The sequence below is a fragment of the Hymenobacter negativus genome (assembly GCF_017571495.1).
In the GTDB taxonomy this organism is placed as follows: domain Bacteria; phylum Bacteroidota; class Bacteroidia; order Cytophagales; family Hymenobacteraceae; genus Hymenobacter; species Hymenobacter negativus.
This window is the reverse complement of the sequence record NZ_JAGETZ010000001.1, coordinates 581,172-606,574: the sequence shown is the minus strand read 5'-3', so window position 1 is coordinate 606,574 and position 25,403 is coordinate 581,172. Positions and strand designations below refer to the sequence as shown.

The 25,403-nt window shown below is 60.0% G+C and carries 29 protein-coding genes; 9 read left to right on the top strand and 20 right to left on the bottom strand.

Annotated elements, in window-relative coordinates:
* Positions 1-142: 142 nt before the first annotated feature.
* From J4E00_RS02675 to J4E00_RS02650, 6 genes are all read right to left on the bottom strand, one after another.
* Positions 143-1,771, bottom strand: coding sequence for an FAD-dependent oxidoreductase (locus J4E00_RS02675; protein ID WP_208173458.1), 1,629 nt, complete (start codon positions 1,769-1,771; stop codon positions 143-145).
* Positions 1,772-1,850: 79 nt separating this feature from the next.
* A complete protein-coding gene (locus J4E00_RS02670; RefSeq protein WP_208173457.1) occupies positions 1,851-3,428 on the bottom strand; it encodes a polyamine aminopropyltransferase in 1,578 nt (525 codons plus the stop codon).
* Positions 3,421-3,636: a DUF350 domain-containing protein gene (locus tag J4E00_RS02665; RefSeq protein WP_208173456.1), complete on the bottom strand. Its 216-nt coding sequence runs from the start codon at positions 3,634-3,636 to the stop codon at positions 3,421-3,423. The genes J4E00_RS02670 and J4E00_RS02665 overlap by 8 nt, the downstream gene beginning before the upstream one ends.
* 23 nt (positions 3,637-3,659) lie before the next feature.
* The gene (locus J4E00_RS02660) at positions 3,660-3,863 is read right to left on the bottom strand and encodes a hypothetical protein (RefSeq protein WP_208173455.1); all 204 of its coding nucleotides are present in this window, start codon (positions 3,861-3,863) and stop codon (positions 3,660-3,662) included.
* 63 nt (positions 3,864-3,926) lie between these two features.
* Positions 3,927-5,240, bottom strand: coding sequence for a DUF4178 domain-containing protein (locus tag J4E00_RS02655; RefSeq protein WP_208173454.1), 1,314 nt, complete (start codon positions 5,238-5,240; stop codon positions 3,927-3,929).
* Positions 5,237-5,605: an S-adenosylmethionine decarboxylase family protein gene (locus J4E00_RS02650; RefSeq protein WP_208173453.1), complete on the bottom strand. Its 369-nt coding sequence runs from the start codon at positions 5,603-5,605 to the stop codon at positions 5,237-5,239. The genes J4E00_RS02655 and J4E00_RS02650 overlap by 4 nt, the downstream gene beginning before the upstream one ends.
* A gap of 124 nt (positions 5,606-5,729) precedes the next feature.
* Here J4E00_RS02650 and J4E00_RS02645 point away from each other — a divergent pair, with 124 nt between their 5' ends.
* A complete protein-coding gene (locus tag J4E00_RS02645) occupies positions 5,730-6,620 on the top strand; it encodes a DUF6929 family protein (protein ID WP_208173452.1) in 891 nt (296 codons plus the stop codon).
* A 52-nt stretch (positions 6,621-6,672) separates the two neighbouring features.
* Here J4E00_RS02645 and J4E00_RS02640 read toward each other — a convergent pair whose 3' ends face one another.
* Entirely contained in the window at positions 6,673-7,074 is a 402-nt protein-coding gene (locus J4E00_RS02640) for a hypothetical protein (RefSeq protein ID WP_208173451.1), read from the bottom strand.
* 193 nt (positions 7,075-7,267) lie between these two features.
* Between J4E00_RS02640 and J4E00_RS02635 the strand changes: the two genes are divergently transcribed.
* Entirely contained in the window at positions 7,268-7,699 is a 432-nt protein-coding gene (locus J4E00_RS02635; RefSeq protein ID WP_208173450.1) for a hypothetical protein, read from the top strand.
* Positions 7,700-7,724: 25 nt separating this feature from the next.
* Here the strand turns inward: J4E00_RS02635 and J4E00_RS02630 are convergent, their stop codons facing one another.
* Together J4E00_RS02630 and J4E00_RS02625 are read right to left on the bottom strand one after the other, a co-directional pair.
* Positions 7,725-8,873, bottom strand: coding sequence for an AI-2E family transporter (locus J4E00_RS02630; protein WP_208173449.1), 1,149 nt, complete (start codon positions 8,871-8,873; stop codon positions 7,725-7,727).
* Between the two features lie 230 nt (positions 8,874-9,103).
* Positions 9,104-10,303: a lactonase family protein gene (locus tag J4E00_RS02625; RefSeq protein WP_208173448.1), complete on the bottom strand. Its 1,200-nt coding sequence runs from the start codon at positions 10,301-10,303 to the stop codon at positions 9,104-9,106.
* Positions 10,304-10,467: 164 nt separating this feature from the next.
* On the opposite strand from J4E00_RS02625, the gene rpiA reads away from it, so the two are divergent.
* On the top strand, positions 10,468-11,217 hold the full coding sequence (gene rpiA / locus J4E00_RS02620; protein WP_208173447.1) for a ribose-5-phosphate isomerase RpiA: 750 nt from the start codon (positions 10,468-10,470) through the stop codon (positions 11,215-11,217).
* A 233-nt stretch (positions 11,218-11,450) separates the two neighbouring features.
* On the opposite strand, the gene pgl is transcribed toward rpiA, so the two are convergent.
* The 3 genes from pgl to gndA all read right to left on the bottom strand — a co-directional run bounded on the left by pgl (position 11,451) and on the right by gndA (position 15,358).
* Positions 11,451-12,173: a 6-phosphogluconolactonase gene (pgl, locus tag J4E00_RS02615; RefSeq protein ID WP_208173446.1), complete on the bottom strand. Its 723-nt coding sequence runs from the start codon at positions 12,171-12,173 to the stop codon at positions 11,451-11,453.
* A 2-nt stretch (positions 12,174-12,175) separates the two neighbouring features.
* Positions 12,176-13,690, bottom strand: a complete 1,515-nt coding sequence (zwf, locus tag J4E00_RS02610; RefSeq protein WP_208173445.1) for a glucose-6-phosphate dehydrogenase — start codon at positions 13,688-13,690, stop codon at positions 12,176-12,178.
* 168 nt (positions 13,691-13,858) lie between these two features.
* Positions 13,859-15,358 carry an NADP-dependent phosphogluconate dehydrogenase gene (gndA, locus tag J4E00_RS02605; protein WP_236049391.1) on the bottom strand — a complete coding sequence of 500 codons (1,500 nt, stop codon included), beginning with the start codon at positions 15,356-15,358 and terminating at the stop codon, positions 13,859-13,861.
* 449 nt (positions 15,359-15,807) lie between these two features.
* Between gndA and J4E00_RS02600 the strand changes: the two genes are divergently transcribed.
* Positions 15,808-16,116 (top strand): hypothetical protein, encoded by a 309-nt coding sequence (locus J4E00_RS02600; RefSeq protein WP_208173444.1) that lies wholly within the window; start codon positions 15,808-15,810, stop codon positions 16,114-16,116.
* 143 nt (positions 16,117-16,259) lie between these two features.
* Here the strand turns inward: J4E00_RS02600 and J4E00_RS02595 are convergent, their stop codons facing one another.
* Positions 16,260-16,613 carry a hypothetical protein gene (locus J4E00_RS02595; protein WP_208173443.1) on the bottom strand — a complete coding sequence of 118 codons (354 nt, stop codon included), beginning with the start codon at positions 16,611-16,613 and terminating at the stop codon, positions 16,260-16,262.
* Positions 16,614-16,894: 281 nt separating this feature from the next.
* On the opposite strand from J4E00_RS02595, the gene J4E00_RS02590 reads away from it, so the two are divergent.
* Positions 16,895-17,980, top strand: a complete 1,086-nt coding sequence (locus tag J4E00_RS02590) for a lipase family protein (RefSeq protein WP_208173442.1) — start codon at positions 16,895-16,897, stop codon at positions 17,978-17,980.
* A gap of 254 nt (positions 17,981-18,234) precedes the next feature.
* Here the strand turns inward: J4E00_RS02590 and J4E00_RS02585 are convergent, their stop codons facing one another.
* The 5 genes from J4E00_RS02585 to J4E00_RS02565 form a co-directional block, all read right to left on the bottom strand.
* Positions 18,235-18,648 carry a hypothetical protein gene (locus tag J4E00_RS02585; protein ID WP_208173441.1) on the bottom strand — a complete coding sequence of 138 codons (414 nt, stop codon included), beginning with the start codon at positions 18,646-18,648 and terminating at the stop codon, positions 18,235-18,237.
* 199 nt (positions 18,649-18,847) lie between these two features.
* Positions 18,848-19,159: a hypothetical protein gene (locus J4E00_RS02580; RefSeq protein WP_208173440.1), complete on the bottom strand. Its 312-nt coding sequence runs from the start codon at positions 19,157-19,159 to the stop codon at positions 18,848-18,850.
* A 21-nt stretch (positions 19,160-19,180) separates the two neighbouring features.
* Positions 19,181-19,417, bottom strand: coding sequence for a helix-turn-helix domain-containing protein (locus tag J4E00_RS02575; protein ID WP_208173439.1), 237 nt, complete (start codon positions 19,415-19,417; stop codon positions 19,181-19,183).
* Positions 19,418-19,644: 227 nt separating this feature from the next.
* Positions 19,645-20,031: a hypothetical protein gene (locus J4E00_RS02570; RefSeq protein ID WP_208173438.1), complete on the bottom strand. Its 387-nt coding sequence runs from the start codon at positions 20,029-20,031 to the stop codon at positions 19,645-19,647.
* A 99-nt stretch (positions 20,032-20,130) separates the two neighbouring features.
* Positions 20,131-20,700 carry a hypothetical protein gene (locus J4E00_RS02565; protein WP_208173437.1) on the bottom strand — a complete coding sequence of 190 codons (570 nt, stop codon included), beginning with the start codon at positions 20,698-20,700 and terminating at the stop codon, positions 20,131-20,133.
* A 351-nt stretch (positions 20,701-21,051) separates the two neighbouring features.
* Here J4E00_RS02565 and J4E00_RS02560 point away from each other — a divergent pair, with 351 nt between their 5' ends.
* Positions 21,052-21,417 (top strand): hypothetical protein, encoded by a 366-nt coding sequence (locus J4E00_RS02560; protein ID WP_208173436.1) that lies wholly within the window; start codon positions 21,052-21,054, stop codon positions 21,415-21,417.
* Positions 21,418-21,662: 245 nt separating this feature from the next.
* Here J4E00_RS02560 and J4E00_RS02555 read toward each other — a convergent pair whose 3' ends face one another.
* Together J4E00_RS02555 and J4E00_RS02550 are read right to left on the bottom strand one after the other, a co-directional pair.
* Positions 21,663-22,298, bottom strand: coding sequence for a GNAT family N-acetyltransferase (locus J4E00_RS02555; RefSeq protein WP_208173435.1), 636 nt, complete (start codon positions 22,296-22,298; stop codon positions 21,663-21,665).
* A 352-nt stretch (positions 22,299-22,650) separates the two neighbouring features.
* Positions 22,651-22,980 (bottom strand): hypothetical protein, encoded by a 330-nt coding sequence (locus J4E00_RS02550; RefSeq protein ID WP_208173434.1) that lies wholly within the window; start codon positions 22,978-22,980, stop codon positions 22,651-22,653.
* 214 nt (positions 22,981-23,194) lie between these two features.
* Between J4E00_RS02550 and J4E00_RS02545 the strand changes: the two genes are divergently transcribed.
* The 3 genes from J4E00_RS02545 (at position 23,195) to J4E00_RS30190 (ending at position 25,296) form a co-directional block, all read left to right on the top strand.
* Positions 23,195-23,728, top strand: coding sequence for a hypothetical protein (locus J4E00_RS02545; protein ID WP_208173433.1), 534 nt, complete (start codon positions 23,195-23,197; stop codon positions 23,726-23,728).
* 173 nt (positions 23,729-23,901) lie between these two features.
* The gene (locus J4E00_RS02540) at positions 23,902-24,321 is read left to right on the top strand and encodes a hypothetical protein (protein ID WP_208173432.1); all 420 of its coding nucleotides are present in this window, start codon (positions 23,902-23,904) and stop codon (positions 24,319-24,321) included.
* A gap of 510 nt (positions 24,322-24,831) precedes the next feature.
* Positions 24,832-25,296 carry a DUF5071 domain-containing protein gene (locus J4E00_RS30190; RefSeq protein ID WP_208173431.1) on the top strand — a complete coding sequence of 155 codons (465 nt, stop codon included), beginning with the start codon at positions 24,832-24,834 and terminating at the stop codon, positions 25,294-25,296.
* Positions 25,297-25,403 lie beyond the last annotated feature (107 nt).

The following is a 25,403-nucleotide window of genomic DNA, read 5'->3' as shown; positions in this document are numbered from 1 at the left end:
GCGCAGCGAAGGACCTTCTTACATCTGCGCTATGCGAATCAATATAAATGCTACGACAAGTAGTTCGCTCGTGATAAGGTCCTTCGCTGCGCTCAGGATGACAGGCATTAACCGTTAACCATTAACCACTAACCACTAACCACTAACCATTAACCACTAATATCTCCTGTGCCGCCCGGATTCCTTGGTAAAAGCCCTCCTCGAAAAAAGAAATCCCGCTGAAATCGGTGTGGGCGAAGAAAATGCGGTTGCGCACGGGCTGCATGGCGGCCTGCCGCGCTGCGCCCCAGAGCAGGCCGGGCGTGGGCGCCACCATGCCGTGGCCCCACACCCACAAGTCGGCTTGCTGAATGTAGGGCGTCACGCCGGGGTGGTAGGTTTCGAGCTCGGCCACCACCCGGGGCAGCCAGTCGGCGTAGGCGGTTTGGTAGGCGCGGCGGCGGGCCGGGGCGGGGGCTTCGTCGGTAAGGGGCCAGTACATGGTGATGACTTTGGGGCCGCCATCATCTTGCTTTACGGACTGTTGGGTGGCGTTTACATAGCCCAGCGAGGCGCTGCCGTAGCGCACGTTGTCCCAGCTCAAGGGGCGGCCGGGGCCCTGGGGCAGGCCGGTCACGGTGAGGTTGGCAATGAGCCAGGGGGCGTGGTGCAGGGTGCCGGGCGGGGGCAGCGCGTGGCCGGGTACGGCGGCCAGCAAGCGGTGGGCAATGTGCTGCGGAGTGGCCAGCAGCACCTGCCGGGCCTGTACGCGGGTACTTTGGCGGGTGGCCACGTCATAAGTCAGCACTTCCACGCCGCTGGCGGTTTCGCGCAGGTCATAGGCCAAAGTGCGGGTCTGAATGGGAGCGCTGGCTTGGCGACGCAGGTTGTCGGCCAGGAAGTGGTTGCCTTCGGGCCAGGTCAGCACGTCGCTGCCAGTGGCGTTGTGGGCGAGGCCCTTGCGGCTGGCGAAGTAGTGCAGTCCCGCCCAAGCGGATACCTGCGCGGCCGTCGCGCCGTAGTCGTCGCGGCAGCCGTAGTTGAGGTACCACAGCAGTGCCGGCGCGGTGAAACCTTCACAGGCCAGGTAGTCGGCCAAGGAAATGCTATCCAACTGCTGGTATTCCGCATCGGCCGACGACTGGTCGAGTGGGATGCGGAAGGCGTCGCGGCCGTCATGGCCCTTGGCCACTTTTAGCGTCTCAACCAGTTTGAAGAAACGGGCAAACTGCGCTTGGTCGGCTGCCGAAAGGCCGAGGCCAGGCACGAGGCCTTCCTGCCAGTGCCCCTGGATGTTGAGCCGCTCCTCGGGGTCGTGGCAGAGGTGGTACTCGTTGTAGATGGGCCGGCCATCGGCCGCGTAGCCGGTGAGGGTGCCGGCTTCCTGCAAAAAATCAAGCAGCTCCGTATTGCGCACATCAGGCACGGGGAGGTAGTGCGCCCCCCACGGGTAGGCCGACGCGGCATTGCGGCCGGCGGCGGCGTTGCCCCCGATTTCGGCGGCCAGCTCCACCAGCAGCGTGTTGGGCTGGCCGTTGCGGTGCAGCCAGCGCCGCGCCGAGAGCCCCGCCACCCCGCCGCCAATTATCAATACCTCCGTTTGAATGGTGCGGGTGGGCGCGGGAATTTTGCCAGGGTCGCGCAGCAGGTGGCCGGTGGCGGCGTCCTGGCCCAGCAGCTGACCTTTGATGTGGGCCAGTGGAGCAGGAGCGCAGCCGGGTAGCACCGGCAATAGCAGCGCCCCGGTGAGGGCCGCACCGCCTTGGGCCAGAAAGGAGCGACGGGTGGGCATGGGGTATTGGTGGAAAAGTGAACGTCATGCTTCGGCGGCGCTCAGCATGACGTGCTATTGGTTCGCATTACTGCCGGAATTAATGCACGTACGGTCCCCAGTCTTCCTCAAAATACCGCACCAGTACTTGGTTATTCAGCTGGTTAACCTCGGTGGGCACCTCGCTCATGTCAGGCGGGAAGCGGAGCATGTCGTGGATGGTGGCGGGGGTGATGTAGCGCAGGCCGGGCGGCAGCGGGCTCAGGTCGCCGCGCCAGTGAGTATCAGGGCCGGCCAGCACGTAGCCCCACTCGCCGAAGGAGGGCACGTAGAGATGGTAGGGGATGGTGTGCAGGCCCACCGCCGCCAAGGTGTGCGCCACGCACCAAAACGACTGCCGGGCCAGAAACGGCGAGGTGCTTTGTACCACCAGCCGCCCGCCGGGGGCCAGCCGTTTCGCCAGCGCGGTGTAGAAGGCGGCCGAGTACAGCTTGCCGATGGAGTAGTTGCCGGGGTCGGGAAAATCGACTATGACGGCGTCGTAGCGGGCCGTGTCCTGGCGAATCCACTGGTAGGCATCGGCGTTGATGACCTGGACTTTGGCGTTGTTCAGCGAGCCTTTGTTGAGGGCCAGCAGCAACTCGTTGTGCTTGAACAGTTCGGTCATGCCCGCGTCGAGGTCGACGAGGCGGATGCTTTGCAGGTGCGGGTATTTCAGCAGCTCGCGCACGGCCAGTCCGTCGCCGCCGCCCATCACCAAGACGCGGCGGGCCAGGGGCAGCGCCTGCATAAGGGGGTGTACCAGGGCCTCGTGGTAGCGGTATTCGTCGGCGGAGCTGAACTGCAGGTTGCCGTTGAGGAAGAGGCGCAGCTCGCGCGGGTTACGGGTGATGACGATGCGCTGGTAAGGCGTCGATTTTGAGTAAATTACCTGGTCCTGAAACGCCAGTGTTTCGGTGTAGGCCAGCAGCTTGTTGGCAAACACAAACAGTGCACTCAGCCCCAGCAGCGCCGCCGCAATGCCCACGCCGAAGCGCCGCCGGTAGGGCCGGGTTTCGGGGAAGCGGGCCAGTACCACGGCGGCCACGGCTAGGTTCAGAGCCCCAAAAACCAACGAGGTCCGAATCAGCCCGAGCTGTGGCACCAGCACCAGCGGGAAAATCAGCGAAGCCAGGAGGGCCCCAATGTAATCGACGGTAAACACCCGCGCTACCAGGTCCTTGAACGGGTAGCGGTTTTCCAGAATCCGCATCAGTAGAGGGATTTCCAGTCCCACCAGCACGCCCGTGAGGCCCACCAGCGTGTAGAGCAGTAGCCGGAACGAGGCCACGTACTCGAACGACACGAACAGGAGCGGGGCCATGCACCCGCCCACGATGCCCACCAATATTTCGAGCCGGATAAACCAGCGCAGCAGCGAGCCTTCCAGGAACTTGGAGAGCCACGAGCCGATGCCCATGGCAAACAGGTAGGCCCCGATGATGGTCGAAAACTGCGTGACTGAGTCGCCCAGCAGGTAGGAAGCCAGCGTGCCCGCAATCAGCTCATAAATCAGCCCGCAGGTGGCAATGACGGCCACCGCCGCCAGCAATAAGCCGGGCAGCCGGGCCTCAGGCCCACCCGTGCCAGCGGGCGCCGTTGCCGCTTCGGGTGCGGGCGCATCCAGCAGCTCAGCCATGAATGGCAGCGCTGATGATGAGAGCTACGGCCAGCATAAACGCGGCGGCGATAATGGCCAGCGCAGTGTTGTGCTCCTCCATGATTTCCCGACGCAAGGTGCCGGGCGTCAGCTTGTTGAACAGGTAGAAGCTGACAACCAAAATGACGATGCCCAGCAGCGAATAGATGATGGAAGCCGCAAGGGCTTTGGCGTTGAGGTATTCCATGGGAAAGAGCAGGTCGTGGTGGATTATTTGTGGAAATACAGGCCCCGGCCGGCGTGGCCATGACTACCGCGCGTGCCGGGCGCCCCCAGGGTTTCGGTGCTTTCGTTATCGTCGCCGAGCAGGCGGGTGCCGGTGGTTGCGCCCCAGGCAAACCAGCCCAGCGGCAGCAATAGTAGCAGCGCGTAGAACCACACGGGCCGTATCGAAATGAAAAAGCGTTCGAGCATGGGTGGTTGAGGTTATTAGTAGCTGGTTGTCAATGGCTGGTTTGCATCCTGACAACTGCTTAGCTAGTCAGCAGAGGGGCCGTAGTCGCTTGCGCTCCAGCGTTTGGTTTCGTGGCTGGCGCGGCGCAGATATTGCCAGATGGGATAGATGAGTATTAGGAGCAGCACTACGAAAAAGTTGGACCAGAGTGGCGGGTCGGCCGTCACGCGTACCTCAATGCCGGGCGCGGCGGGGCCACTTTCGGTGAAGGGGTAGAAGTTGAGGTGATAGCGGCCGGCAGGCACGCGCGACAGCACCGCGTCGGCGTTGCGGCTGCCTTCACTCCAGCTTTCGCCGCCCTCCACGCCGTTGTAAAACTCAATGTTTTTGGTGAACTCGAAGCCCTGGCCGGTTTGCTCGTTCACGAGGCTCACGGGCAGCTCCAGCCACTGGTTGTTGAGCGTGGTGGTGAGGTCAATTTCTAACGCGGCCTGGTGGTCGAGGGTAAACGAGGGCGACACGAGAACCTTGCCGGTGCCGGGTGCCGACTTGGCCGTGGTATCGGCCACCACCTGCAGGCTGGCTTTGAGCAGGTCCCGGTCGGGGTAGCGCAGATGCTGGCCTATCTGCGTCAGTAGAAGTACGAAAAAGGCCACGGTAGTGAGCAGCCGTAGTGCCGGCCACCTGGTCGTGGACGGGTCGGGCTGTACCGCGCCCACGCCTTCCCGAATGGGCATGGCGCTTGCAATTAGGCCAAAAGCGGCGGCTACCTCGCTCGGTTCAACGTGCTCGGCACGGTACCAGGTCACCGTCTTATCCGATGCTCGTTCCTGCACCAGCATGAGCGGCGGCAGAATGTATTCGGCAATCTTTAGTTGGTCGTCGCCTTCAATGTCCCAATCAAACTCACCTACTGCCCAGGCCACCCGCGCCTGGTAGCGGTTGTAGAGATTGTACGTGCCTTCGGGAGTGGTGACAGACCGGCTATTGAACCGGGCCTGCGCTGGTTTTTCCTTGTTGGGCCGGGTGAGCATCCAATGGCCACGATACTGCGCCAACTGGGCGTATTCGGCTGTTTCGGGGTGGTAGAGCTGGTATTCCGTCCAGCGGTATTGCTCGGAGCGGTACTCGTAGCGCTCCACAAAGCCCACCACCCGCCAGCGGAACCCGCCCAGCATCCCCAGCGTGCCAAGCGGAATGAGCGGCACTTCGTGAGTAGGGGTTTGATAGCTGCCAATCACCTTTGGCGTTTCCTCGCCCGAGTAGCGGAAATAGGCGTGGCAGTTCGGGCAGGCGTAGTATTCGCTGCCCGCCACGTCGTAGTAAGTGATGTAAGCTGTGCATTTGGGGCAGTTCAGCTGGGCCGATTCGGGCCGGGGAGTAAGGATGTCACTCATCGGCGAACTTCGGTTTTGTGCTGTTCGAGGCCCTCGAAAAATGCGAGCGTGGCCGCGTAAATCCCGCGCACCGCTGCTGAGTTGTCGCGCCGGAAGTTTGATAGAAACACATCGAACGTTGCCAGCCCATGCTCCGGCCAGGTGTGGATGCTCAGGTGCGACTCGGTGAGGGCCAGCACCGCCGTGAAGCCGCCCGGGCCGCTGGCATCGGCCGGGAAGGTGTGGTAGGCCTCGCCCACCTTGGCCAGCCCGAAGGCCTGCACCTGCGTGTCGAAGAAGGCGCGGCAGGCCTCGGCATCGCGCAGGGCGGCGGGTGGGGCCGCGAAGGTGGCCAGAATGTGCAGGCCGGGAGCGTATGGAACCATGGGAAAGGCCGGAAAGGCAGGAACGGAGCGCAAGATAGTTGCCGCCGCCGGTTGTTAGTTGGCAGGACTTTCCCGTAGTATCGCCCTAATGGGCCTCGCATTACACGCTGCTCACCCTTCCACTATGACCGCCGCCATCCTTTCTGAAAACAACATTCCCGGCCTGCCCTCGGCCTCCGGGGTCGAAATTATCGGGCCCGTGGCCTACGTCATCGGCGATGATTCGCCCTACCTCTACCTGCTCGATGCGGCCACGCTGGCCGTGCTTTCGCGGGTGCCGCTGTTCGAAACGGATGCCTTTGGCAGCGGCCGCATTCCCAAAGCCACCAAGCCCGACCTCGAAGCCATGGCCGCTCTCACCTGGCCCGATGGCCGGGCCGGCGTGCTGGTGTTGGGCTCGGGCAGCACCCCCGCCCGCGAGGTCGGCTGGTTTGTGCCGGTAGCAGGGCAGGCACCCCAACGCGTTGACTTAGCGCCGCTTTATGCTCAGCTGCGCGCCCATCTGCCAACCGGTGTCGTGCTCAACCTTGAAGCCGCCGCTACCACCGAAACCGAACTGCTACTGTTTCAGCGCACCGTGGGGCGGGCCGATGCGGCGCTGCTGTTTGCGCTGCCACTGGCACCGGTACTGCACCAGCTAGCCGGCCGGGCCGGGGCCGTGGTGCCGGTGCCGCACCAGCTGGTGTTTGAGCTGCCCAGTATCGATGGCTGCCCGGCCGGGTTTTCCGGGGCCACCTTCGTTAGTGGGCGTCTGTTCGTATCAGCTTCCGTTGAGAATACGACCGACGCCGTGCTCGACGGGGCTGTGCTGGGCTCCTTTGTTGGGGTGGTGGATGTGGCAGGTCAAAAAGCCACTTTCGCCCAGTTGGCCTGGGCTGATGGCCGCCCGTACTATGGCAAGGTGGAAGGCTTGGCCGTGCGCCAGCAGCTGACCGATGGGCAGTTTGAGCTGTTGCTCGTGACCGATGATGATGCCGGTGGCAGCACCGCAGTTACCGCTCATCTTATGCTCTGAAATCTCAGAAAAAAGTGAAACGAGCAACGGGTTTCGCTTGAAAGTGAATTGGCTACGGCAGGTCCCGCAGCCACGAAACGGCTTCTTCCTCGCCTTCGAACAGGCGGTAGGTGTAGGGCGACTGCTGCACCTCGGCCATTACCAAGTTCAGGGTTTGGCGGGCATACTCGTTGCCGGGTACCACCACGGCACCGTAGAGCGCGTAGCCGTCGCCGGTGCTGCGGGTCAGCCATTCGTTGCCCAGCCAGTGGCGTTCCTGCTCGGTGAAAGGGAGCATGGCGCGCTGGTCGGCCAGAAGTTTGTGCCAGCCGTGGCGGCGCAGCAACTGGTGGGTGTGCGTGAGAAAGGCCTGGAAGGAGGTGAAATCGCGGGAGCCCGCGTTGTATTGCACGAGCGCATAACCGTCGGGGTGCTCCATGAGGCGCCCCACCGGGTTCTCAAAATATAAACGCATGATATTATAACAGGCTGGTAGATAACTAAATAAAACGATATCAGGTTGTGGCGTCGAGCTGACACAACCTCATCATTATGGCTCATCCTACGCGAACCAGAATGTTTTGTTGAGCAAAAGCTAACTACCCGTACCGTGATGTAAATTTGTTGGCCCAAGCCTAAAGCCGCTCTGCTGCGCTCTACCTCCCTCCATGAATTTGCCCTCCCGCACCCCGGAAACCCTCTTTTTTCAAAACGCGGCGGGCAAGCTTTACTACCAGCCCGGTGGTTTTGTACGCCTGTCCTGGAGCGCCGACCGGGCTCCATTCGATGTCCTGAAAGCCTACTACGCGCAGGTTTTAGCACTGATGCAGAGCACAGGAACCCGCAAAATACTGTCGGAGCACGGGCAGCGGTCGCCGCTGTCGGGGCCGGCCCAGCAGTGGCTCACCGGTGAATGGATTCCGCAGGCTATTCGGGAGGCCCGGGCCCGCTACTGCGCCATTGTGGAGGGCAGCGACCCCATGCACCGGCTTTCTACGCAGTCGGTGGTTTCGTCATCGCCGAGCGGGCTCATTTTCCAGCGCTTCAACACCATAGAGGCCGCCGAAAACTGGCTGCTAGCCGTCGATTTGAGCAAATAGGCAGTGGCCTGCTCACAGCCAAACGCTAGGCGCTTTCTGCTGCCTGGGTCGGCTTGCCTTCGGCCTTCAGGACATTCTTGCTGGCGGGGTTTACCTTACGGCCACGCGGCGTTTCCTCGTCGCCCAGCACCATGCCCCAGGGCTTGAGCGGCTCGATGCGGTCGAACACGATTTTGATGATGGCAATGATGGGCAGGGCCAGAAACATGCCCGCCACCCCGCCAATGGCATTGCCCACCAGCACGCCCACGATGGCCACCAAGGCATTGACTTTGATTTTGGAGGCCACGATGCGGGGGATGAGGTAGTGGTTGTCAACGAATTGAATAACCATGTAGATGGCCACCACGCCCAGCGGGTAGCCGTAGCCCTGCTTCGTAACGAAGGCCATGAGTACTGGCAGCGCAATGGCCGTGAGCCCGCCCACGTAGGGAATGAAATTGAGCAGCGCGCCTAGCACGCCTAAGAGCAGGGCGTAGGGGATGCCCAGAATAAACAGCGCTGAGACGTTGAGTACCGCCACAATGCCGCCCTCAATAAGCAGCCCGACCATGTAGCTCTGAATGGCGGCTTTGCTCTCGCGCAGCACCTCGGTCACGCCCGTATCGCGTCGGCGGCCCGAGAATACCTGCACCAGAAAATCGACCAGCCGCCGCTGGTACAGGAACAGCAGGAAGATATAAACCGGAATAAGCGTGGCCATCACCAGCAGCCCCGATACCGCCGACAGCGTGCCACCCAGCAGCGACGAGGCCCGGTTGCCGGCCTCGCTCACCCAGCTTTGCAGCTTCTGGTCGCTCAGCCCGAAGCGCGATTGCAGCCACTCGTGCAGCTGCGCCGTGGTTTGGGCAAACTTGACCTTGAACAGCGGCATTTGGCTGGAAAGCTGCCCGGCCTCCAGGTAAATAAAGTAAACCAGGCCCAGCAGCGTGGCCACGCCTAGCACCACCGTGAGCGTGATGGCCAATAACTGTGGCACGCGCCGCCGCAACAGCCACTGCTCCACCGGGTGCAACATAATGGCAAAGATGGCCGCAAATACCAGCGGGAAGATGATTTCGCTGGCAATGTGCAGCGTGAACACCAGCAGCGCCAGGCCCAGTAGCACCAGCGGCGCCTTTACGTAGAGGGGAAATTGCAGCTCGCGGGGATGGTCGTTGGGTTGGGGCAGCATGGGGGGAAGTGGTGTAGACCAGCAGATTTTTTCAGCTGGAGCGTTGGCCCACTTACGGGCTGTAGGAAGCCACGTTGCTCAAGCCCGGCCGGTGACGGCAAAACCTCGGCCGGGGCACGCCAGGGCCGGCTGGCTGCCAGCTTGGGAATAACCAGCCCAAGTACCCCGAATATTCAATTCGGCTTGCGGCTGCTTGTTCCAACGCAAGCCGAACTGAATATTCGGGGTGCCTAGCGCGTAAAATCAGGCACTACTTGCAGGAACATGGGCGAGGGTACCTCCGTGCTTTGGCCGGTGGGTGTAAGCAGGCCCGACTGTGGGTCGACGCGGTAGCTGACAACGTTGTTGGAGTTCTGGTTGGCTACCAGCAGCAGGCGTCCGCTGGGGTCGAGGGTGAAGTTGCGGGGCGTCTTGCCCTGCGTGTCCACGTCCTGAATGGGCACCAGCGTGCCGTTGTTCGAGTCGATGGCAAACACGGCAATGCTGTTGTGACCCCGGTTCGAAGCGTAGAGAAACAAGCCGTTGGGCGCAACGTGGATGTCGGCGCAGGAGTTTTCGCCGGTGTAGCTAGCCGGCAGGGCCGACAGCGTTTGTAGCTCCTTGAAGTGGCCGGTCGTGGCGTCATAATCAAGCGCCGTAATGCTTGAATTCAGCTCATTAATCAAGTAGGCCCGTTTGCCGTTGGGGTGGAAGGTGAGGTGGCGTGGCCCGGCCCCGGGCTTGGCTACAAAGGCCGGCTCGGGCTGACGCGTGAGCTTGCCGGCCGCGGGGTCGAGGCGGTAGGAATACACCTGGTCGGTGCCCAGGTTCACGGCGAAGGCGAACTTATTGGTGGGGTCGGGGAGGAGGCAGTGGGCGTGGGAAGCATTCTGGTTTTTGTGCGGGCCCCGGCCGATTTGCTGGTCTGTAGTTGGGGTGCCCAGCTGCCCGTCGGCATTCACCGGGTAGTTGCTCACGTTGCCCCCCGTGTAATTCGCCACCAAAACCATTTTGTTGGTGCGGTCGAGGCTGATGTAGCAGGGCGACGCCCCATTGGAAGGCTGCTGGTTGAGCAGCTTCAGGTCGCCTGATTTCTGGTCGACTGCAAAGGCGCTCACACCCCCGCCGGCCGCGCCCTTGAAGGTCTGGGTTTCGCTCACGGCGTAGAGGAAGCGCCGGTTGGGAGCAAGGGTGAGGTAGGTAGGGCTTGCCCCGCCGCGTAGCGCACTCACCCGCGTGAAGGCTCCGGTGGTCGGCGACACCCGGTAGAGGAAAATCGTATTGTCCTGCTCGCCAGCCACGTTGGTGCCGATGTAGAGCAGGTAATCCTTCGCGATGGTGGGATTAGAACTAGAACTAGTGGAATGCACGCAGCCGGTGGCCAGCGTAAGGGCCGTCAGGCTGAGTACACTAGCGGCATGCCAGCGGCGAAAAGCAATAGGGTGGGACATAGATGAGCGCAAGGATGAGTTGCAAAAATGCAACAATCTGCGTCGAAGGCCATGCTTACGCGCTAAGTCTGGACGGATTCTTCCGTCCTCAAGCGGTTACTTTTGCCCCTACGCTCACTTTCTTCACCCCTTAGCGGCCCAGTGCCGCACTCACTCCCCGCCCCATGTCCAGCACGGAAGCTCAAACCCAATTAGCTCAGGAAAAACAACTCGTTGCCGCTACCGCCGCCGGCTGGGTGCGCGATGGCATGCTCGTCGGCCTGGGTACGGGCAGCACGGCTGCACCATTTATTGAGCTGCTGGGCCAGCGGGTGCGCGAACAAGGCCTGCGCATTCAGGCCACCGCCACTTCGAAGGCCAGCGATGAACTGGCCCGCCGCGTCGGTATTCCGATGATAGAGCCCCGGCGCGGCCTGCGCTTCAACCTGACCGTAGACGGCGCCGACGAGCTGGACCCACAACTGCGCCTCATCAAAGGCGGGGGCGGGGCTTTGCTGCGCGAAAAAGTCATTGCTACGGCTTCCGACTACCTGCTCATTGTGGCCGATTCGAGCAAGGCCGTGGCCCAGCTCGGCCGCTTCCCACTGCCGCTGGAAGTGGTACCCTTCGCCCTGCCCTGGGTGCTGGATGCCGTGGCGGCCCTTGGCGGTGCACCCGTCGTACGCGTCAACAAACATCACCCCGAGCAGCTTGCCCAATCCGACCAGGGCAACCTGCTGGTCGACTGCCATTTCGAAGCCATTGCTGACCCACAAGGATTGGCATTGCAGCTGAAAACCATCCCTGGGATGGTCGAGCACGGCTTATTTCTGGGGCTGGCGCGGGCGGCTGTAGTAGTACAGAATGGGGCGGTTCAGGTGCTGCGGGCCGGAGTTTCGGCAGCGGCGGCAAGTGGTTTTGCGGAGCTGCCCTAGGGCGTTCAGGATTCGTGCTTTACACGGGGCATCCTCTCCGATGAAGAGGGGGAACCTCGGCAGCTCAACTAATATGAAAAAAGCCGCCCATCAGGCGGCTTTTTTGCTAGAAACACTTGCTAAAGGGCTTAAAAACGATGTCAGGCTACCCTCTCCATTGGAGAGGGGCCGGGGGTGAGGTTCCGCCCGCAGCACAACGCCTGAACGTTCTACAGCTCCCTCGTTAGCACAACTTAAACCAACTCCGAGGCAGCCGGCTTATCCAGAAACCAATCGGCTTCGCCTGCTGCGGGGGCGATAAGCTGCGCGGGGTATTCCTCACTATTTCGCTCGCCCTGTATTACCCGCCGGACAGCGGCCGCCTTATCGGCACCGAAAACCAGGAAAGCCACGGCGCGGGCCTGGTTAATCAAAGGAGCGGTTAGCGTAATGCGGTCGGCGTTCAACTCCTCCACGAAAACGGCCTCTGTGCTGGCAGTGCTTACGTGCAGCACGCTGGTGTGCGGGAAGAGTGAGGCCGTGTGTGAATTGTCGCCCAAGCCCAGCAGCACGAGGTCGAAGCGGGCCGGCTCGGAACCAAAAAAGTCGTTGACAGTCTTGGTGTAGGCTTGCGCAGCTTCTGCGGGTGGGAGTTCGGTATTCACCGGAAAAACCTGGGCCGTGGGGATGCCAAGCGGGGCCAGCAGGGCGGTTTTGGCCATCAGGTAGTTGCTTTGCGGGTCGGTGGCGGGCACGTTGCGCTCATCGCCGAAAAAGAAAAACACCTGCGCCCACGGCACCCGCTCGCGGTAAGCGGGCGAGGCCAGCAGCTCGTACAGCTTTTTGGGTGAGCTGCCGCCGGAGAGGGCCACCGAAAAACGGCCCCGCGCCGCAACGGCCTCATGAGCTTGCGCCACGAAGAAGTCGGCCAGCTGGTGCAAAACTTCCTCTACCGAATCGAAAACGTGTTGGGGCATGGCTATTTCTTTCCGTTGAGGGGCAGGGTGAACCAGTGGAAACCGTCGCGGGCCACGAGGGCTTCGGCCACTTCCGGGCCCCACGAGTCGGCCGAGTAGTTGGGGAAGCTCAGGCTAGGCCGGTTCTGCCAGGAAGTGAGGATGGGCATCACCAAATCCCAGGCTTCCTCCACTTGGTCGCCGCGCATGAACAGCGTTTGGTCGCCGAGCATGGTGTCGAGCAACAGGGTTTCGTAGGCCTCGGGCGTTTCGTTGGTATAGGTACCTTGGTAGTCGAACACCATGTCCACGGTGTTGAGCATCATGTCGAGGCCGGGGCGCTTGGCCTGCACCTGAAGCCGGATGCTCATCTCGGGCTGAATGCTGATAACCAAGCGGTTTTTGCGCCAGCCCTCCACGGTTTCGGCCGGGAAGATGACGTGCGGCACGTCCTTAAACTGGATGGTGATGATGGATGCCGAGCGGTGCAGGCGCTTGCCGGTGCGCAGGTAAAACGGCACGCCCTGCCAGCGCCAGTTGTCGACAAAAAACTTCACGGCCGCGAAGGTTTCGGTGCTCGAAGTGGGGTTGGCGTCCTTTTCCTCGCGGTAGCCGGGCACCTGTTTTCCCTCAATCCAGCCGGGGCCATACTGCCCGCGTACGGCCGACTCGCGCACCATTTCGGGGGTGAAGCGGCGCATGGCACGCAGCACGTCCACCTTGCGGTTGCGCACCTCATCGGCGGTAAAATTCACGGGCGGTTCCATGGCCACCAGGCACAGCAACTGCAGCAGGTGGTTCTGAATCATGTCGCGCAGGGCGCCGGAGCCGTCGTAGTAGCCCGTGCGCTCGCCCACACCCAGCTGCTCGGTCACCGAAATCTGGACGTGCTCAATGGTATTGCGGTTCCAGAGCGGCTCCATAATGGCGTTGGCGAAGCGAAAGGCCATGATGTTCTGCACCGTCTCCTTGCCCAGATAGTGGTCGATGCGGTAAATCTGGCGCTCTTCATAGTGCTCGGCCAGCAGTTGGTTCAGGGCCCGGGCCGACTCCAAATCGTGCCCGAACGGCTTCTCAATCACGATGCGGACGCGGGCCGGGTCGGTGCCCGCGTGGCTTTTGGCCACGCCCGTGGCAATAATCGGGAAGAACTCCGGAGCCACCGCCAGGTAGTAAATGACATTGGCTGGGGCATTCCATTCTTTCTCGAAGCCTGCAATGCGCTGGCCAAATTCCTCGTAGGCCTCCGGCGCTTTCACGTCGGCCACTTGGTAATTGATATGTGGCGCAAACTTATCCCAGGCCTCTTTTTTGGCCTTGCCGCTACGCGAAAATTGATTGACATCGGCCAGCAGGTTGGTGCGGAACTCCTCGTCGGTGAGCTTGGAGCGGCCCGTGCCAATGATGGCAAACTGCGCGGGCAGCCAGCCATCCAGAAACAGGTTATATAAAGCCGGCGTGAGCTTGCGGGCGTTCAAATCGCCGGTGCCGCCGAAGATGACGAAAACGGTGGGCGGAATAGTGGTTTTGGTACTCATTGGTTAGGTGCAGAGGGGAGGAGAAGGGAAAAATCGCCTGTCATCCCGAGCGTAGCGAAGGGCCTTATTACGTTTGTACCAGCTGATTTACTGCAAGCTGTTTAGCTGTGATAAGGTCCTTCGCGCTGCTCGGGATGACAGGCAGACTACGCATGACGTTCTAATCGGCTAGCTGTTCGGCTTCACCGGCTCTTTCTCGGGGCCGCCTTCTTCCACCTGCGCATCCTGCTTGTTGGAGGCATCTTCATGCTCCGGCGTCCATTGGGTGTGGAAGACACCTTCCTTGCCAATCAGCTCGTAGGTGTGGGCCCCGAAGTAGTCGCGTTGTGCCTGAATCAGGTTCGAGGGCATACGGCCGGTGCGGAAGGTTTCGAAATAGTTCAGCGAGGAGGCGTAGGCCGGCAGGGCCAACCCGGCCGTCACGGCCGCTGCCACCACAGCGCGGGCGCCCGACACGGATTCCTTTACCAGATTCTGCACTTGACTATCGAGTAGCAGGTGGGCCAGGTCGGGAGCCTGTTGGTAGGCATTAAAAATATCATTTAAAAAGCCCGAGCGAATGATGCAGCCGCCACGCCAGATTTTAGCAATTTCGGCCAGTTGCAGCTCGTAGGAGTAGTCTTTGGAAGCCTTTGCCAGCAGGTGCATACCCTGCGAGTAGGTAATCACCATGCTGAAGTAGAAAGCCTGCTCCAGCTGCGTCAGGAAGGCTTCGTGCTCTACCGGCAGCGCCCCTGCCGCCGGGCCGTAGATGCCCGCCAGCTGCTCGCGCAGGGCCTTATATTTCGACAAATCGCGCATGGCCACGGCGGTATCGACGGTGGGCAGGGGCACTTCCAAATCCATGGCTACCTGTGAAGTCCACTTGCCGGTGCCTTTGGCGCGGGCTTCGTCCTTGATGTCATCGAGCAGCAAATGGTCGGTATTGGGCGCGATGAAGCCGAAGATGTCCTTCGTAATGTCCAGCAGGAAGGACTGCAGGCGGCCTTCGTTCCATTTGGTAAACACCTGGCCAATGGCCGTATTATCCATCCCCAGGCCGGTTTTCAGCACGGCGTAGGTTTCGGCAATGAGCTGCATTAGGCCGTATTCGATGCCGTTGTGCACCATTTTGACGAAGTGACCAGCCGCCCCGGGCCCGATGTAAGTCACGCAGGGTTGGCCATCGACCTGGGCCGCAATGGCCTCAAACATGGGCTGCATCACGGCGTAGGCCTCTTTATCGCCGCCCGGCATCATGCTCGGGCCAAAGCGGGCGCCTTCCTCGCCGCCGCTCACGCCCATGCCGAAGAAATGAAAGCCAGCCGCTTCTACGGCCTTGGCGCGCCGCTCGGTGTCGGTAAAGTGAGAATTGCCGCCGTCGATGATGATGTCGCCGGGGGCCAGCAGCGGCTCCAACTCGGCAATCACACTGTCTACGATGGGACCTGCGGGCACCAGCATCATGATAGCGCGCGGTGTTTTGATGCTGCCCAGAAAGCTGGTGAGGTCGGCGAAGCCTTCGGCCGGTTTGCCGGCGCCTTCCTTAGCCAGCAGGCCAATTTTGTCGGGGTCCTTGTCATAGCCAGCCACGGAAAAGCCGTGGTCGGCCAGGTTCAGGAGCAGGTTGCGGCCCATGGTGCCAAGGCCAATCATGCCAAAGGAATGCATAGCGGGGGTTGCGCTCATCGAAGTTCAGGGGTTAAGGTTGGAGTCGTAAGTACGGCAGCAGGGAAAAAACTGGTCAGGAAAGCCCGAAATCAGCACGAAAGTTTTGGGAAGGTCGGGATAGTTTTTTAACAATAAAGCGGTTCAGGAGGTCATCCGGCACGAAAAAGAAACGTCATGCACCGTGGAGCAACGCATGGCTACCGCACTAGTAAAATCAATTACTAACGCAGTAAAGATGCTGTGCTCCGCGCTGCATGACGTTCTAAATACGGGCCTTGTATGTTCTGGCTGAGTTCCTGAGCAGCCAGACTGCAGGTGCAAAGTCGCGCCATTCAGATGTAGAGAAAATGAATGCAGCGGCTGCTTGCTGCCTCATAAAACATTCATTTCATGCCCATTAATCTTGTGTTAAAAATAGGGTGCCAATCATTGGTGCCCTGTTGTTAGCGTGTCGTTATTTCCCCGCCATGTCCTTTTTTATTCATCAGCGCTCCAATGGTTCCCCGGTAGCTGCGGCCCAGTGGTTTCCCGGCCAGCACCTGACCGGGGTGGCCGATGAAAGCCCCAGCCACCCCGGTGGCGACGGCCTGCTGCCAAGTCCACCGCACGCCTACCTCATCACGCCCCAAGGCCGTTTCACGCTATTTGCCGGCGATTGGGTAATTACCGAGCCCGAAGGCCGGATGCACGTCTGCCACGACCATCTGTTTCGGCAGAACTACCTGCCGGCGGAAGAGCAGGAAGAATTACGGAAATCCATTCTGCTCGCCAAGTAGCTCCGGTACAACCGGCGCGGCCTCATCCCCAGCCTCACTTCAATGGAGATGGGAGCCAGATATCAGGCAGGCCGCCAGCCCGAAGCAGAGACGCCAATCGGAGCGTTTCTGATTCGGTACGGATGGTTAAAAAATCGGAAGGCTTACTGGAAGCCCAACGCCTGCACGGCTGCCAGGTCGGCGGGGCTTACGGTGCCTTCCAGCACCAGGCCGGTGGTGCAGGAGCAGGCATTGCAAACGGCTGCCGGATACTTTGCACTGGCTCGGGGCTGGTAGAGCGTGATGCCCTGCTGGGCCAGATACGCCGTTGCCACGGCAGCGAGTTGTTGGGTGCCTTGGGCCTGGCCCCAGCGGTCGGAGCAGTAGGTTTGGGCGTAGCTGACCTTTACGGTGGTCTGTTCCGGTTCGGGGTCGGACTTCTCCTTGCAGGAGCAGCTGGCGGCGGTGATGCTGCACAACCCGCTGAGCAGCCAGATGGTAAGACGAGTACGTTTCATAAAACCAGGAATTAAGGGTACTCGGGGTTGACCGCTACTGCGCCACTGGGGTTGCGTGGAGGCTGGTCGCGCTACCATGCAGAATCAGTTGTGGGGGTGAGGGACCGGGCCACTTTAGGCCGGAGAGCCATCCTGGCGGGGACAAAGCGACTGGGTGCCGGCCAAGAGCCCGTTGAAAATCAGGTAAAATTACCTGTCTGAGTAGCGTAGGAATACGGTTGCGTTGCCAAAAGTGAGGCTATAGTTTTGGGTTTAGTAATCAACCGTTTACCCTAAATCCTATGAGCCCTGAAGCAACCGTTCCCAACCCCCAGGTGCCCTTGGCAGTACTGTTGTGCTTTGCTGCCTACACCGACAATCCCGACCAGAAGGACCCGAACAATCTCGGGGTGTACAACATCCAGACCGCGGTCTGGAATTTTCAGACCAGCTACTACCCGAAGTGCGAGGTGGTGTGGAGCTCCAACCAAACGGCCGACGATAACTACGCCTACATCGCCCGGACGCCCGACAACCAGTTCTTCCTGGCGGTGCGCGGCTCGCTGCCGTTTGAAGTGAATGGCTCCATCGTCCTCAACTGGGGCGTAATTGCCAACTGGCTGCTGGAAGATTTCGACGTGTATAGCCAGGCGCCGTGGCCTTACGCGGCGGGCGCGGCCTACGTAGCCTCCGGCACGATGACGGCGTTTAGCAACCTGCTGACTGCCGAGGATATCATGGGCAGCGGCCTGACTGCCTACGACTACCTCAAGCAAAACGCGGTGGCGCAGGGCCATCCGGTGTACATCACCGGGCACAGCCTGGGCGGCAATATTGCTAACACATATGCCTCCTACTTTGCCTACCAGCTGAAAGCCGATGGGCTCTCGAACAGCAACAACTACCTCTATACCTTCGCGGCCCCGGCGGCCGGCAACAAGGACTTTGCGGCCGATTTGGACAGCAAGTTTCCCACCAACCGGTCGTTCCACTACGAAATCGACAACGACATCATCCCGAAGTTTCCGGTGCAGTCGCGCATCAACGGCGTGTCGGATATGTTCTCGCCCAACCCCGAGGCGGCCCACATCTACCTCGCCGACACGTTCATTAACCTGCAGGAGCTCCTGGAGGGCGTGGCCATCACCATTGCGGCCTCCGTAACCTCGCCCTACGCCCCGCAGAGCACCATCACGACCATGCCCTACCCGCTGACCGATGAGTACCTGAGCAACACCTTCTCCGATTGGTTCAACCAAGCCTCGTATCAGCATACCTGCATCCACTACCTGTTTATGTTCATCATCAACGCCGATGACATCGTCGCGAAGCTGGCCCCGCGCATGACGAAGGCAAAATCGATGCACCTGCAACCCGTAGCCGCCTAAGCAGTTGCTGCACCAGGGCGCAGTAGTGGGGACGCAGTAGTCCGCGCCCCCACTACTGCGCCCTGTATACCAGTTCCGAAACTACTCCAAGCAGCCATCGAACCAGTTGTTTCACAGTCGTAGTTGCACGGCCCTGGCACGCATCACAATTTCAGCGCCCGCTCAAACCAATTGAGGTAGCCGAACGAATACGCCCGGACAACAGTCCCGGGGGTATCCGTTCGGCTACCTCAATTGGTTTGAGCGGGGTGGGCCTATAGCTCGGCGCGGCGGGTGACTACGGCGGTGCGGCTGGTCGTGAGGCGGGCAATGCGGCCCTGGGCATCGTCCACGTCTACTTCGCGCAGCACCAGGTACACGGGCTCCCGGTCAGCCTGACGGAAGGAACGCTTCTTTTGCTCGTACTGGGCATCGGTAAGCTCCTCGTCGGTGCGGCGGTGCTCGTCGGTGCCGGGCGTTTGGGTGGCCAGGGAGGACGTGAGTTCCGTGATTTTGCTGGTTAGCCGGACCAGGCGGGCGCTTACGTTGGTGGCGTCGTCGGTGGCGTTGTCGCGCTGGTAGTCAAAATCCCCTTCGCGCTTGGTGATGATGCGCAGCCGCTCATCAAGGGTGGCAATAATGGCGTCGCACTGGGCAGTAGTGGTTAGCAGGTTTACGGACAGAGCCATAAGAAAGGGATTGGGGATTAAGTGAGCTCTGCAACAGGGTGCGGCATCAACGGACTAAAATATTTTAATATTGCGTGGTGAGTACAACTATTTACAGTGGCTATTGCCAATGGCTACCAGTAGCTTAGCATAGGCCATTTGTCAATTTGTGCTTAGGTCGACAACTGGCGTACGCGGAATACTACGCCCTGCCTGATGTTCAGGTCCCCAGCAGCTCTACCAGCGTGGTAGCCTCTTCGTCGAGCAGACGCAGGCGTAGCGCCAACAGGGCCCGCGCCGTGGGGCTGGGCAGCTGGCGGGCGAGGCGAACGGTGGCCAGTTCTAATAGCTCCAGCCAAGCGCGTTCGCGGGTGGGGTCGGCCGCCGGGTCGGGAGGACCGGGGAGGGGGGTAGCCAGGGCGGTGCTCAGGGCCGCCAGCGCCTGCCGCCGTCGCCGCAACGCGGCTTCCTGCACCGGCCAGGCATCCTGCTGCGCTCGCACCTTCCGGGCCTCGTGGCGGCAGCTGCGCAAGCGGGCGCACAGGGCGGTAGCTTACGCTAGTGTGGGGCCGGGCGGGGCGGCTTCAGCCGGCAGGGCAGCGGGCAGCAACTCGGCCAGCCGCAGCAGCCGTGCCTGGGCTCGGGCTGAGTAGCTGCGCCGTCCGCATTCCACATGGCCCACCTGCGATACAGTCACCTCCAGCAGGTCGCCCAGCTCTTCCCGCGAGATACCAAGCCGGCCCCGCACAGCTGCCGACAACGAACTGGAAGGCAAAGCATGACGTGGCATAAGGACTTGGCGACGGAGAGTACCATTCGTTTCGGTTCTCAAACGAATGGTACCTCTGTTCATTGCCTGCCGGGGTACCATTCGTTTTTATTTTCAAATGATTGGTACTCTCTGTGTGGCGTGAGGTTTATGTATGTTGACGAGTTGAAGGTGGCCTTCGCAGAGAGAGCTCGTGGGACAGCCAATAATGGATGTTATAAACCACCGTTTGGCTGAACTAGGCTCTTTTACCCACTTACGCGGAGTAGGTGTTCTACCTGCTCTTTACTGCTGATTTCTTGGAGCCACCGCAAGTTGGCCAGCAAGCCTTTGGTCAATTCTATTTCAAACTTTTTGTGCCGCCGGTCCTGCACGACTTGGATGCCTGTCATCACCGTATCCTCGCCTATCTGGCGGTAACTACCGGCAAAGAAATAGTGGTACTTACCCGCTGCGACGGATTCAAACGGTTGAAACGAAACCAGCTTTTTTAACAGCAGGTAGGCGCGTTCGTTGACGTTAAACCCGACACGAAGCTGCTCCCCGTTTAGGTGAAGCAAGACTTCCCCGCCAAAGGCCGATTCCTCCTTGAATGCCCCCAGTATTTCCACTATATCCTGTTTCCACGTGCTCATTCCTTGTCGCTGATAGAATGGGCATAATTACGCTCTTAATTTTAAACGAAGTACGGTTAAAAAACCATTTTCGTGAACGAAACGGTCACGATTAGGGCGCTAGAATTTGACGTCGAAGCGGCCACTGGTCACGCGCAGCGTGTCGCAGCCGCCGGGTTCGTACAGCGTGAAGGCGAACCGGCCGGACGCGATGCGTTGTACCCCGTCGAACCGTCGTAATTCTATTTGCCCCGTTTTAAAGAAGGCTCCTCTATAAGCGCAGGTCGCATTGCCCGAGAAGGCGTAGAATTGATCCAGGCCGGGTGTGAACACGGCTTGGTTGCCGGCGACAACGATGGAGAAGGCCGCCACCGGTGGGGCCGTTAATTGTCCATTCATCACGAGCGTGAACGAGCGAAGCAGCTGGTCTTGGTGCCCGTTCGGATACAAGGTTGCCCCAACGGCAAGTTTGGACGCAGAAATCCATTCCCCTGACACCGCAATCGAACTCGTCGTGGTGTAGGCAATCCCGTTGACCAAGCAGCCAAAAGTGCCTGCGCCGGTCTGGGTTTCGGGTGGCAACAGGCTCAGTGGGTCTTGTGGGAGCAGCGGCGTGGGGGCGTCGCGCTTGCATTTGCTGCATTGCGTGAGCAACAGCAGGGACAGATAAAGGGGAAAGCGGCGAAGCATGAGTGAGGAGCAGCTTTGGAACAGCAATTTAACCCTCGGTAATTTAGACCACCGTGGCTGTTGCAGAACTCTGCGTCCCCCCAGGAAGGAAGGATTCGAGGTGCTTAAACAAGCTGGAAAGGCTGTCAGACGCGCCTTTTACGCCTACTTAGTCACTAATCCATGCTATTTTCGAACTGCCGAATGGCTTCTGCAACAGCCACCACCCTTTCGCTGAACGCAGGGCGGGCCACCACGCATCTACTGACAGGAGCCGGTGGAGGTTATCTTTCGCCTTTCAGAGCGGAGGGCCAATGGGGCGGCACTCTAGCGGTCTGTTCGGCCCTTCCTTCTCCTCCACCTGCCTTGCCCATGAGCGTTGTGACCACGGTCTTGCTGATTTTCCCAGGGTCGGAGCACGAACCGGCCCGCATACGCGAAGTCAACGCGTTCGAGTCCCCGGGGCAGACGGTAAACCTGGTGTCGGTGGAAGCCCCGAACGCAGCCCTTTCGGAGTTCCACTGCTGGTACGGCGGGACCAAAAGCGCACTGGGGCACCTGTACCTGGGCTCCTTTAATCATTTCGATTTGGACGGGTTCCGGCGCCACCTCTCCCAACAGGTGCAGTGGGAAGACCCCGAGCACGTGCAGGTGCTGATTCGCCGCGAAAACGAGTGGGCCTACAGCCTCTATACCCATGCTGGAGCGCAACTAGTGTATCAAGCGCCAACACAATAGCATGCCGACGCTTTAGCCTAACGGTACGACCCTTTGACTGAACTTGCCAAGCTCCTACTCAGGCTGCGTAACTATGGAGTTGAAGCAGGTTGTTTGCCCTGCTTTAGTTCAGTTTGCGGCGGCATTCGCTGCCTTTGGCTGGGTTCGGACTTCGGCGCCTTGCCCGCTGTCCGTTCCCGTCCGAGACGTGCCGCTGGATTCCGGCGCCGCCGAGTTGCTGCATGCAACGGCGAAAGCGTGCCGACTCAGGACGCGGGCAGGACGGCCGTCGAATACGGGGCCACGAGCTGCCATCCCAGGCGACGGTAGAGCGCCCGTCCGGCTTCGGTGGCCACAAGCAGGCGCTCGGAAACCCCCGCTTGTGCGGCCAGCGCATCCAACGCGCCCATTAAGGCGGTGCCTAGCCCCCGGCGGCGATGGGGCGCGAGCGTTTCGATGCGGTCAAAGACCGCAGTCCCTTGGTGCAGCACGACTCGCCCGCTCGCCGCCGGCTGTCCCGTGGCATCCGCGAGGCGGATAACCGACGCACCATGTTCTACGCCAACCGTCGCGCTATACCCCGCGGGCAGGGAGATGGCCCTGGCCATCGCCATGGGAAGGGACATGAGGTAGCGGGGGCTTTCAATTTTCCAGGGGGCGGGAAGGGCGCACCGCAGGTGCTCGGGCTCCACCGCGGCCTTTACATAAATGAAGGGGGCGTGGATGCGGGCGGCACAGGCTTGCAGCGCGCGTCCCGCGTCCACAAACACGTGACGCCGTAGCTGCTCAGGCCATCCCACCTCAACGAGCAAGCCTCCGCCATGGCGTGTAGGAAGGGGCAAGCCGCGGGCCAGGCTCCAGCCCGTCAACCAGCGGTCAAGAAGGTCCAAATCAACGGACATAGATCGGGAAAATAGGAGGCGAGAGGGCCTATCCGGTACCAACCACAAAGTAACAGCAGAGGTCCAGATGATAATAGCATGACGCTTGCCCTAAACGTAAGCATGACGCTTGCCCTAAACGTAACCCTCGGTAAGTTAGACCACCGTGGCTGTTGCAGAAGCCATTCGGCAGTTCGAAAATAGCATGGATTAGTGACTAAGTAGGCGTAAAAGGCGCGTCTGACAGCCTTTCCAGCTTGTTCAAGCACCTCGAATCCTTCCTTCCTGGGGGGACGCAGAGTTCTGCAACAGCCACCACCGTTAAGGTGAACTAACTAAGGGTGCTTGATAATGACTTCCGTCTGGGGGGCGTTTAAGCCTCTGGAAAGAGGTCAATCAGACGAAATTTTGAGTCCCACTGCTCTTTCACAATGAGTTGCACGTCCTCCGGGCATTCCCATGTCATGTTTTTCATGAAAACGAACAGCTCGTCGAGGTTTAAATGGTTGTAGGCCCCAATGAGTAACTGGGCTTCCAAGTACTTGCTGCCGGCGTACCATCCTTTTGGCAGGGTGGGGGAATCTGCAGAGACCGCATCGAACTGGGTGATGTTGTTATAAACGTGCTGCCGTAACTGTTGCTGAATCTTTTCCTCGTCCTCACTTAAGGAGAAAGCAATAAGTAAATTGGTTACGTCACTCATGGAGGGGTAAAAGGGCTTGCTGTAAGAATACGAAACAGGGTCAATCGCTTTACCCTACCAAGGCTTTCGCCACATTACAAGTAACGCTCGGTAATTTAGACCACCATTTGGCTGGACGTAATCTACCAGGGGCTGGGAATACTCGCCTGACATGCGGTGGGCGGCGTTCCCGCCCCTGGGCAGTATCTTATTCCCCTCGACCCCCCTTTTCCTTATGATGAGTACCCCTTTCCTACTGCTTTTCGGGTTGGCTGCCCTGCCTTCACTCGGTCAAGAAGCCGCCCCTTCGCTGGCGACCTACCGCGTCCGCAGGTTTTCGGTTGGGGTGTTGGGTACGTACAATGGCGTGGGCGTTCAATCGGATTACCGCTTTACCCCGCGCTGGGGCGTCAAGCTGGCCGGGGTCCAGCAATTTGGCTACGAACGCGCCGCCGAGTACGGCCGCGCCGGCATTGGGCTCCTGACTTACTCTTTGCTCACAAACGCCAAGGTGGTGGAACCCGTCGTGGGCGTGGGAGCCGTCTACTCGCTGTACCACTGGGCGCTGGCCGGGGGCAGCGGTGCGGTGACCGACCTCAACGTTGGGGCCGGCTTCGGCACCAACCTGCGCTTCAGCGACCGTTTCCGCACCGGGTTCAATATTTTTGCCGTCAACGGGTTTCGGGCCGAATACCAACGCGGCGACATGGTAGTAACCGGCCGCCGAGTGGTCGTTTTTCCCACGCTCACCCTGGACTTTCTGCTTTAGCCTCCCGCCGAACAGGTAAGCGTTCAGGCACATGCCCGGAGCCGGAAGTGGGTTGTGTTTTCGCCTAGGGTAACGCAATACCAAACGCAAGTGTTAATGGCAGGACCATTTGCGTGAACTGAGCTAATAGAAAGGTTGTATCTTATCCGTCAACGTTTTATAAAAGAGAGGTCATGCTGAAGGTTCGGCTTCGCAATAGCGTTTGGTTTCTGCTTATCAAGTACGCCGCCTTCTTTTTTGTGCTCGCCTGTGCGAGCCGGTATCAAAGCCTCGTCTTGGACAAAGCCAGGACCTCGGTGGAAATAGTCGAGCAAACGCTAGCCTACATGCTCTATGTGTTCGTTTACTCCCTGCCCCTGATTGGGTTATTTTGCCTGCCGTTATATCTCCTGCTGAGGACAGTAAATGGCGTCCTTTTTCTGGCAGGATTAGCGCTTTTTTTCGGAGTGGAATACGGGGTGTATACCCGGGGGTATTCACCTTCTGATTTAACCTTGGGAGGATATAATGCCGTTATCGGGGTGCTGCTGCTAGGGATGTTTTTTCACCAGGCCATCCAGCGAAAGTTTGGGCCGCCGCGTACCACCGGGTAGGACGCTTTTCGGCTGGGCGGCTTCAAAGGCCGTTCGCTTGCCTGTTGACTTAGCCAAACGTTTAACCCTCCTTCAATTGAAAGGCGGGGGTTTAGCTTCGGACTGTTTTCGTAAACTTCAGGACTATGTAATACGCCTTGTATCCTGCCCTAATGAGACGATTCGTGTGGCCAGTGGTTCTGAGTGGCTTGCTGACTGCCACGGCTGTCTCGCCCGGGCTGACGGCTCCTACAAGGTCGCTGACCAAAGCACTGGCCGCGGCCGGCCGGGCCCGGGGAAATTCGGTCGCTGGGTCAACCGACGCACCCGGCCGGTAGGTATGACCCTCGAAAAAGTGCTGCCCATTCGGTTGGCAAAAAAAGAAATACGGATGGGGCAGCACCTATGAGAAGTCGTTTATGTAACGGCTCGCTATCTCATTCCGACCCTTTCGCTGAACGACTGCTGCTTGGGCAATTGTGGCAATATTGAGCAGGTAACAGGAATATTCAGCCCCTTTCTTCTTGCATCATGGCACGCCTTACCCACCTCGTTCCTCGCGACAATGGCGATGAGAACGCGCTCAGGCGCTTACGACATCTTCCTATTGACCAGCAGTTGCCTATCGCTGGCGCCTTGTTGGGTTGTATGCTCGACAGCAATTGGCCCGTGTACGGACCGGCATGTGACATATTGCGGCCGCTAGTGACACACAGGGTACATGCCCGACGCGCACCGGGATGTATCGCCCACGGTCCTGGGCCTAATCGGTCACGGCGTGCTGATCCTGGGGCTGCTGGCCCTGATGTAGCTGTACGGCTTTTTCTGGCTCGTGACGACGGCGCTCTATCCGTTTTTCCATCAACGTGCCTTTATGACGGGCCCCACGAAAAGGACGTATTAGCCGCTTCGTTGGCCACGCTGGGGACATTTTATGGCTTGTTGCAGGTGATTGTCCACTACGGCGATGTGGCCATCGACTGGGTAATGGGGTAAACGGCACGCCCCTCTGCGCCAAACACTCCCATATAGGAAACTACGAGGCAAGCATCTATCTAACCCTCCTTAACTTGACCGGAGCACGTTGTCCTTGCGGGTGAGTC

Bases quoted from the DNA above. Each gene is read 5' to 3' on its own strand.
- J4E00_RS02595 (WP_208173443.1), bottom strand. From the start codon at position 16,613: ATGAAACGTACTCGTCTTACCATCTGGCTGCTCAGCGGGTTGTGCAGC.
- J4E00_RS02565 (WP_208173437.1), bottom strand. From the start codon at position 20,700: ATGCTTCGCCGCTTTCCCCTTTATCTGTCCCTGCTGTTGCTCACGCAA.
- J4E00_RS02655 (WP_208173454.1), bottom strand. From the start codon at position 5,240: ATGAGTGACATCCTTACTCCCCGGCCCGAATCGGCCCAGCTGAACTGC.
- gndA (WP_236049391.1), bottom strand. From the start codon at position 15,358: ATGAGCGCAACCCCCGCTATGCATTCCTTTGGCATGATTGGCCTTGGC.
- J4E00_RS02660 (WP_208173455.1), bottom strand. From the start codon at position 3,863: ATGCTCGAACGCTTTTTCATTTCGATACGGCCCGTGTGGTTCTACGCG.
- J4E00_RS02600 (WP_208173444.1), top strand. From the start codon at position 15,808: ATGTCCTTTTTTATTCATCAGCGCTCCAATGGTTCCCCGGTAGCTGCG.
- J4E00_RS02645 (WP_208173452.1), top strand. From the start codon at position 5,730: ATGACCGCCGCCATCCTTTCTGAAAACAACATTCCCGGCCTGCCCTCG.
- zwf (WP_208173445.1), bottom strand. From the start codon at position 13,690: ATGAGTACCAAAACCACTATTCCGCCCACCGTTTTCGTCATCTTCGGC.
- J4E00_RS02555 (WP_208173435.1), bottom strand. From the start codon at position 22,298: ATGTCCGTTGATTTGGACCTTCTTGACCGCTGGTTGACGGGCTGGAGC.
- J4E00_RS02550 (WP_208173434.1), bottom strand. From the start codon at position 22,980: ATGAGTGACGTAACCAATTTACTTATTGCTTTCTCCTTAAGTGAGGAC.
- J4E00_RS30190 (WP_208173431.1), top strand. From the start codon at position 24,832: ATGGCACGCCTTACCCACCTCGTTCCTCGCGACAATGGCGATGAGAAC.
- J4E00_RS02545 (WP_208173433.1), top strand. From the start codon at position 23,195: ATGATGAGTACCCCTTTCCTACTGCTTTTCGGGTTGGCTGCCCTGCCT.
- J4E00_RS02675 (WP_208173458.1), bottom strand. From the start codon at position 1,771: ATGCCCACCCGTCGCTCCTTTCTGGCCCAAGGCGGTGCGGCCCTCACC.
- J4E00_RS02625 (WP_208173448.1), bottom strand. From the start codon at position 10,303: ATGTCCCACCCTATTGCTTTTCGCCGCTGGCATGCCGCTAGTGTACTC.
- J4E00_RS02665 (WP_208173456.1), bottom strand. From the start codon at position 3,636: ATGGAATACCTCAACGCCAAAGCCCTTGCGGCTTCCATCATCTATTCG.
- rpiA (WP_208173447.1), top strand. From the start codon at position 10,468: ATGTCCAGCACGGAAGCTCAAACCCAATTAGCTCAGGAAAAACAACTC.
- J4E00_RS02570 (WP_208173438.1), bottom strand. From the start codon at position 20,031: ATGAGCACGTGGAAACAGGATATAGTGGAAATACTGGGGGCATTCAAG.
- J4E00_RS02635 (WP_208173450.1), top strand. From the start codon at position 7,268: ATGAATTTGCCCTCCCGCACCCCGGAAACCCTCTTTTTTCAAAACGCG.
- J4E00_RS02590 (WP_208173442.1), top strand. From the start codon at position 16,895: ATGAGCCCTGAAGCAACCGTTCCCAACCCCCAGGTGCCCTTGGCAGTA.
- J4E00_RS02560 (WP_208173436.1), top strand. From the start codon at position 21,052: ATGAGCGTTGTGACCACGGTCTTGCTGATTTTCCCAGGGTCGGAGCAC.
- J4E00_RS02670 (WP_208173457.1), bottom strand. From the start codon at position 3,428: ATGGCTGAGCTGCTGGATGCGCCCGCACCCGAAGCGGCAACGGCGCCC.
- J4E00_RS02540 (WP_208173432.1), top strand. From the start codon at position 23,902: ATGCTGAAGGTTCGGCTTCGCAATAGCGTTTGGTTTCTGCTTATCAAG.
- J4E00_RS02630 (WP_208173449.1), bottom strand. From the start codon at position 8,873: ATGCTGCCCCAACCCAACGACCATCCCCGCGAGCTGCAATTTCCCCTC.
- J4E00_RS02650 (WP_208173453.1), bottom strand. From the start codon at position 5,605: ATGGTTCCATACGCTCCCGGCCTGCACATTCTGGCCACCTTCGCGGCC.
- J4E00_RS02640 (WP_208173451.1), bottom strand. From the start codon at position 7,074: ATGCGTTTATATTTTGAGAACCCGGTGGGGCGCCTCATGGAGCACCCC.
- pgl (WP_208173446.1), bottom strand. From the start codon at position 12,173: ATGCCCCAACACGTTTTCGATTCGGTAGAGGAAGTTTTGCACCAGCTG.
- J4E00_RS02585 (WP_208173441.1), bottom strand. From the start codon at position 18,648: ATGGCTCTGTCCGTAAACCTGCTAACCACTACTGCCCAGTGCGACGCC.
- J4E00_RS02575 (WP_208173439.1), bottom strand. From the start codon at position 19,417: ATGCCACGTCATGCTTTGCCTTCCAGTTCGTTGTCGGCAGCTGTGCGG.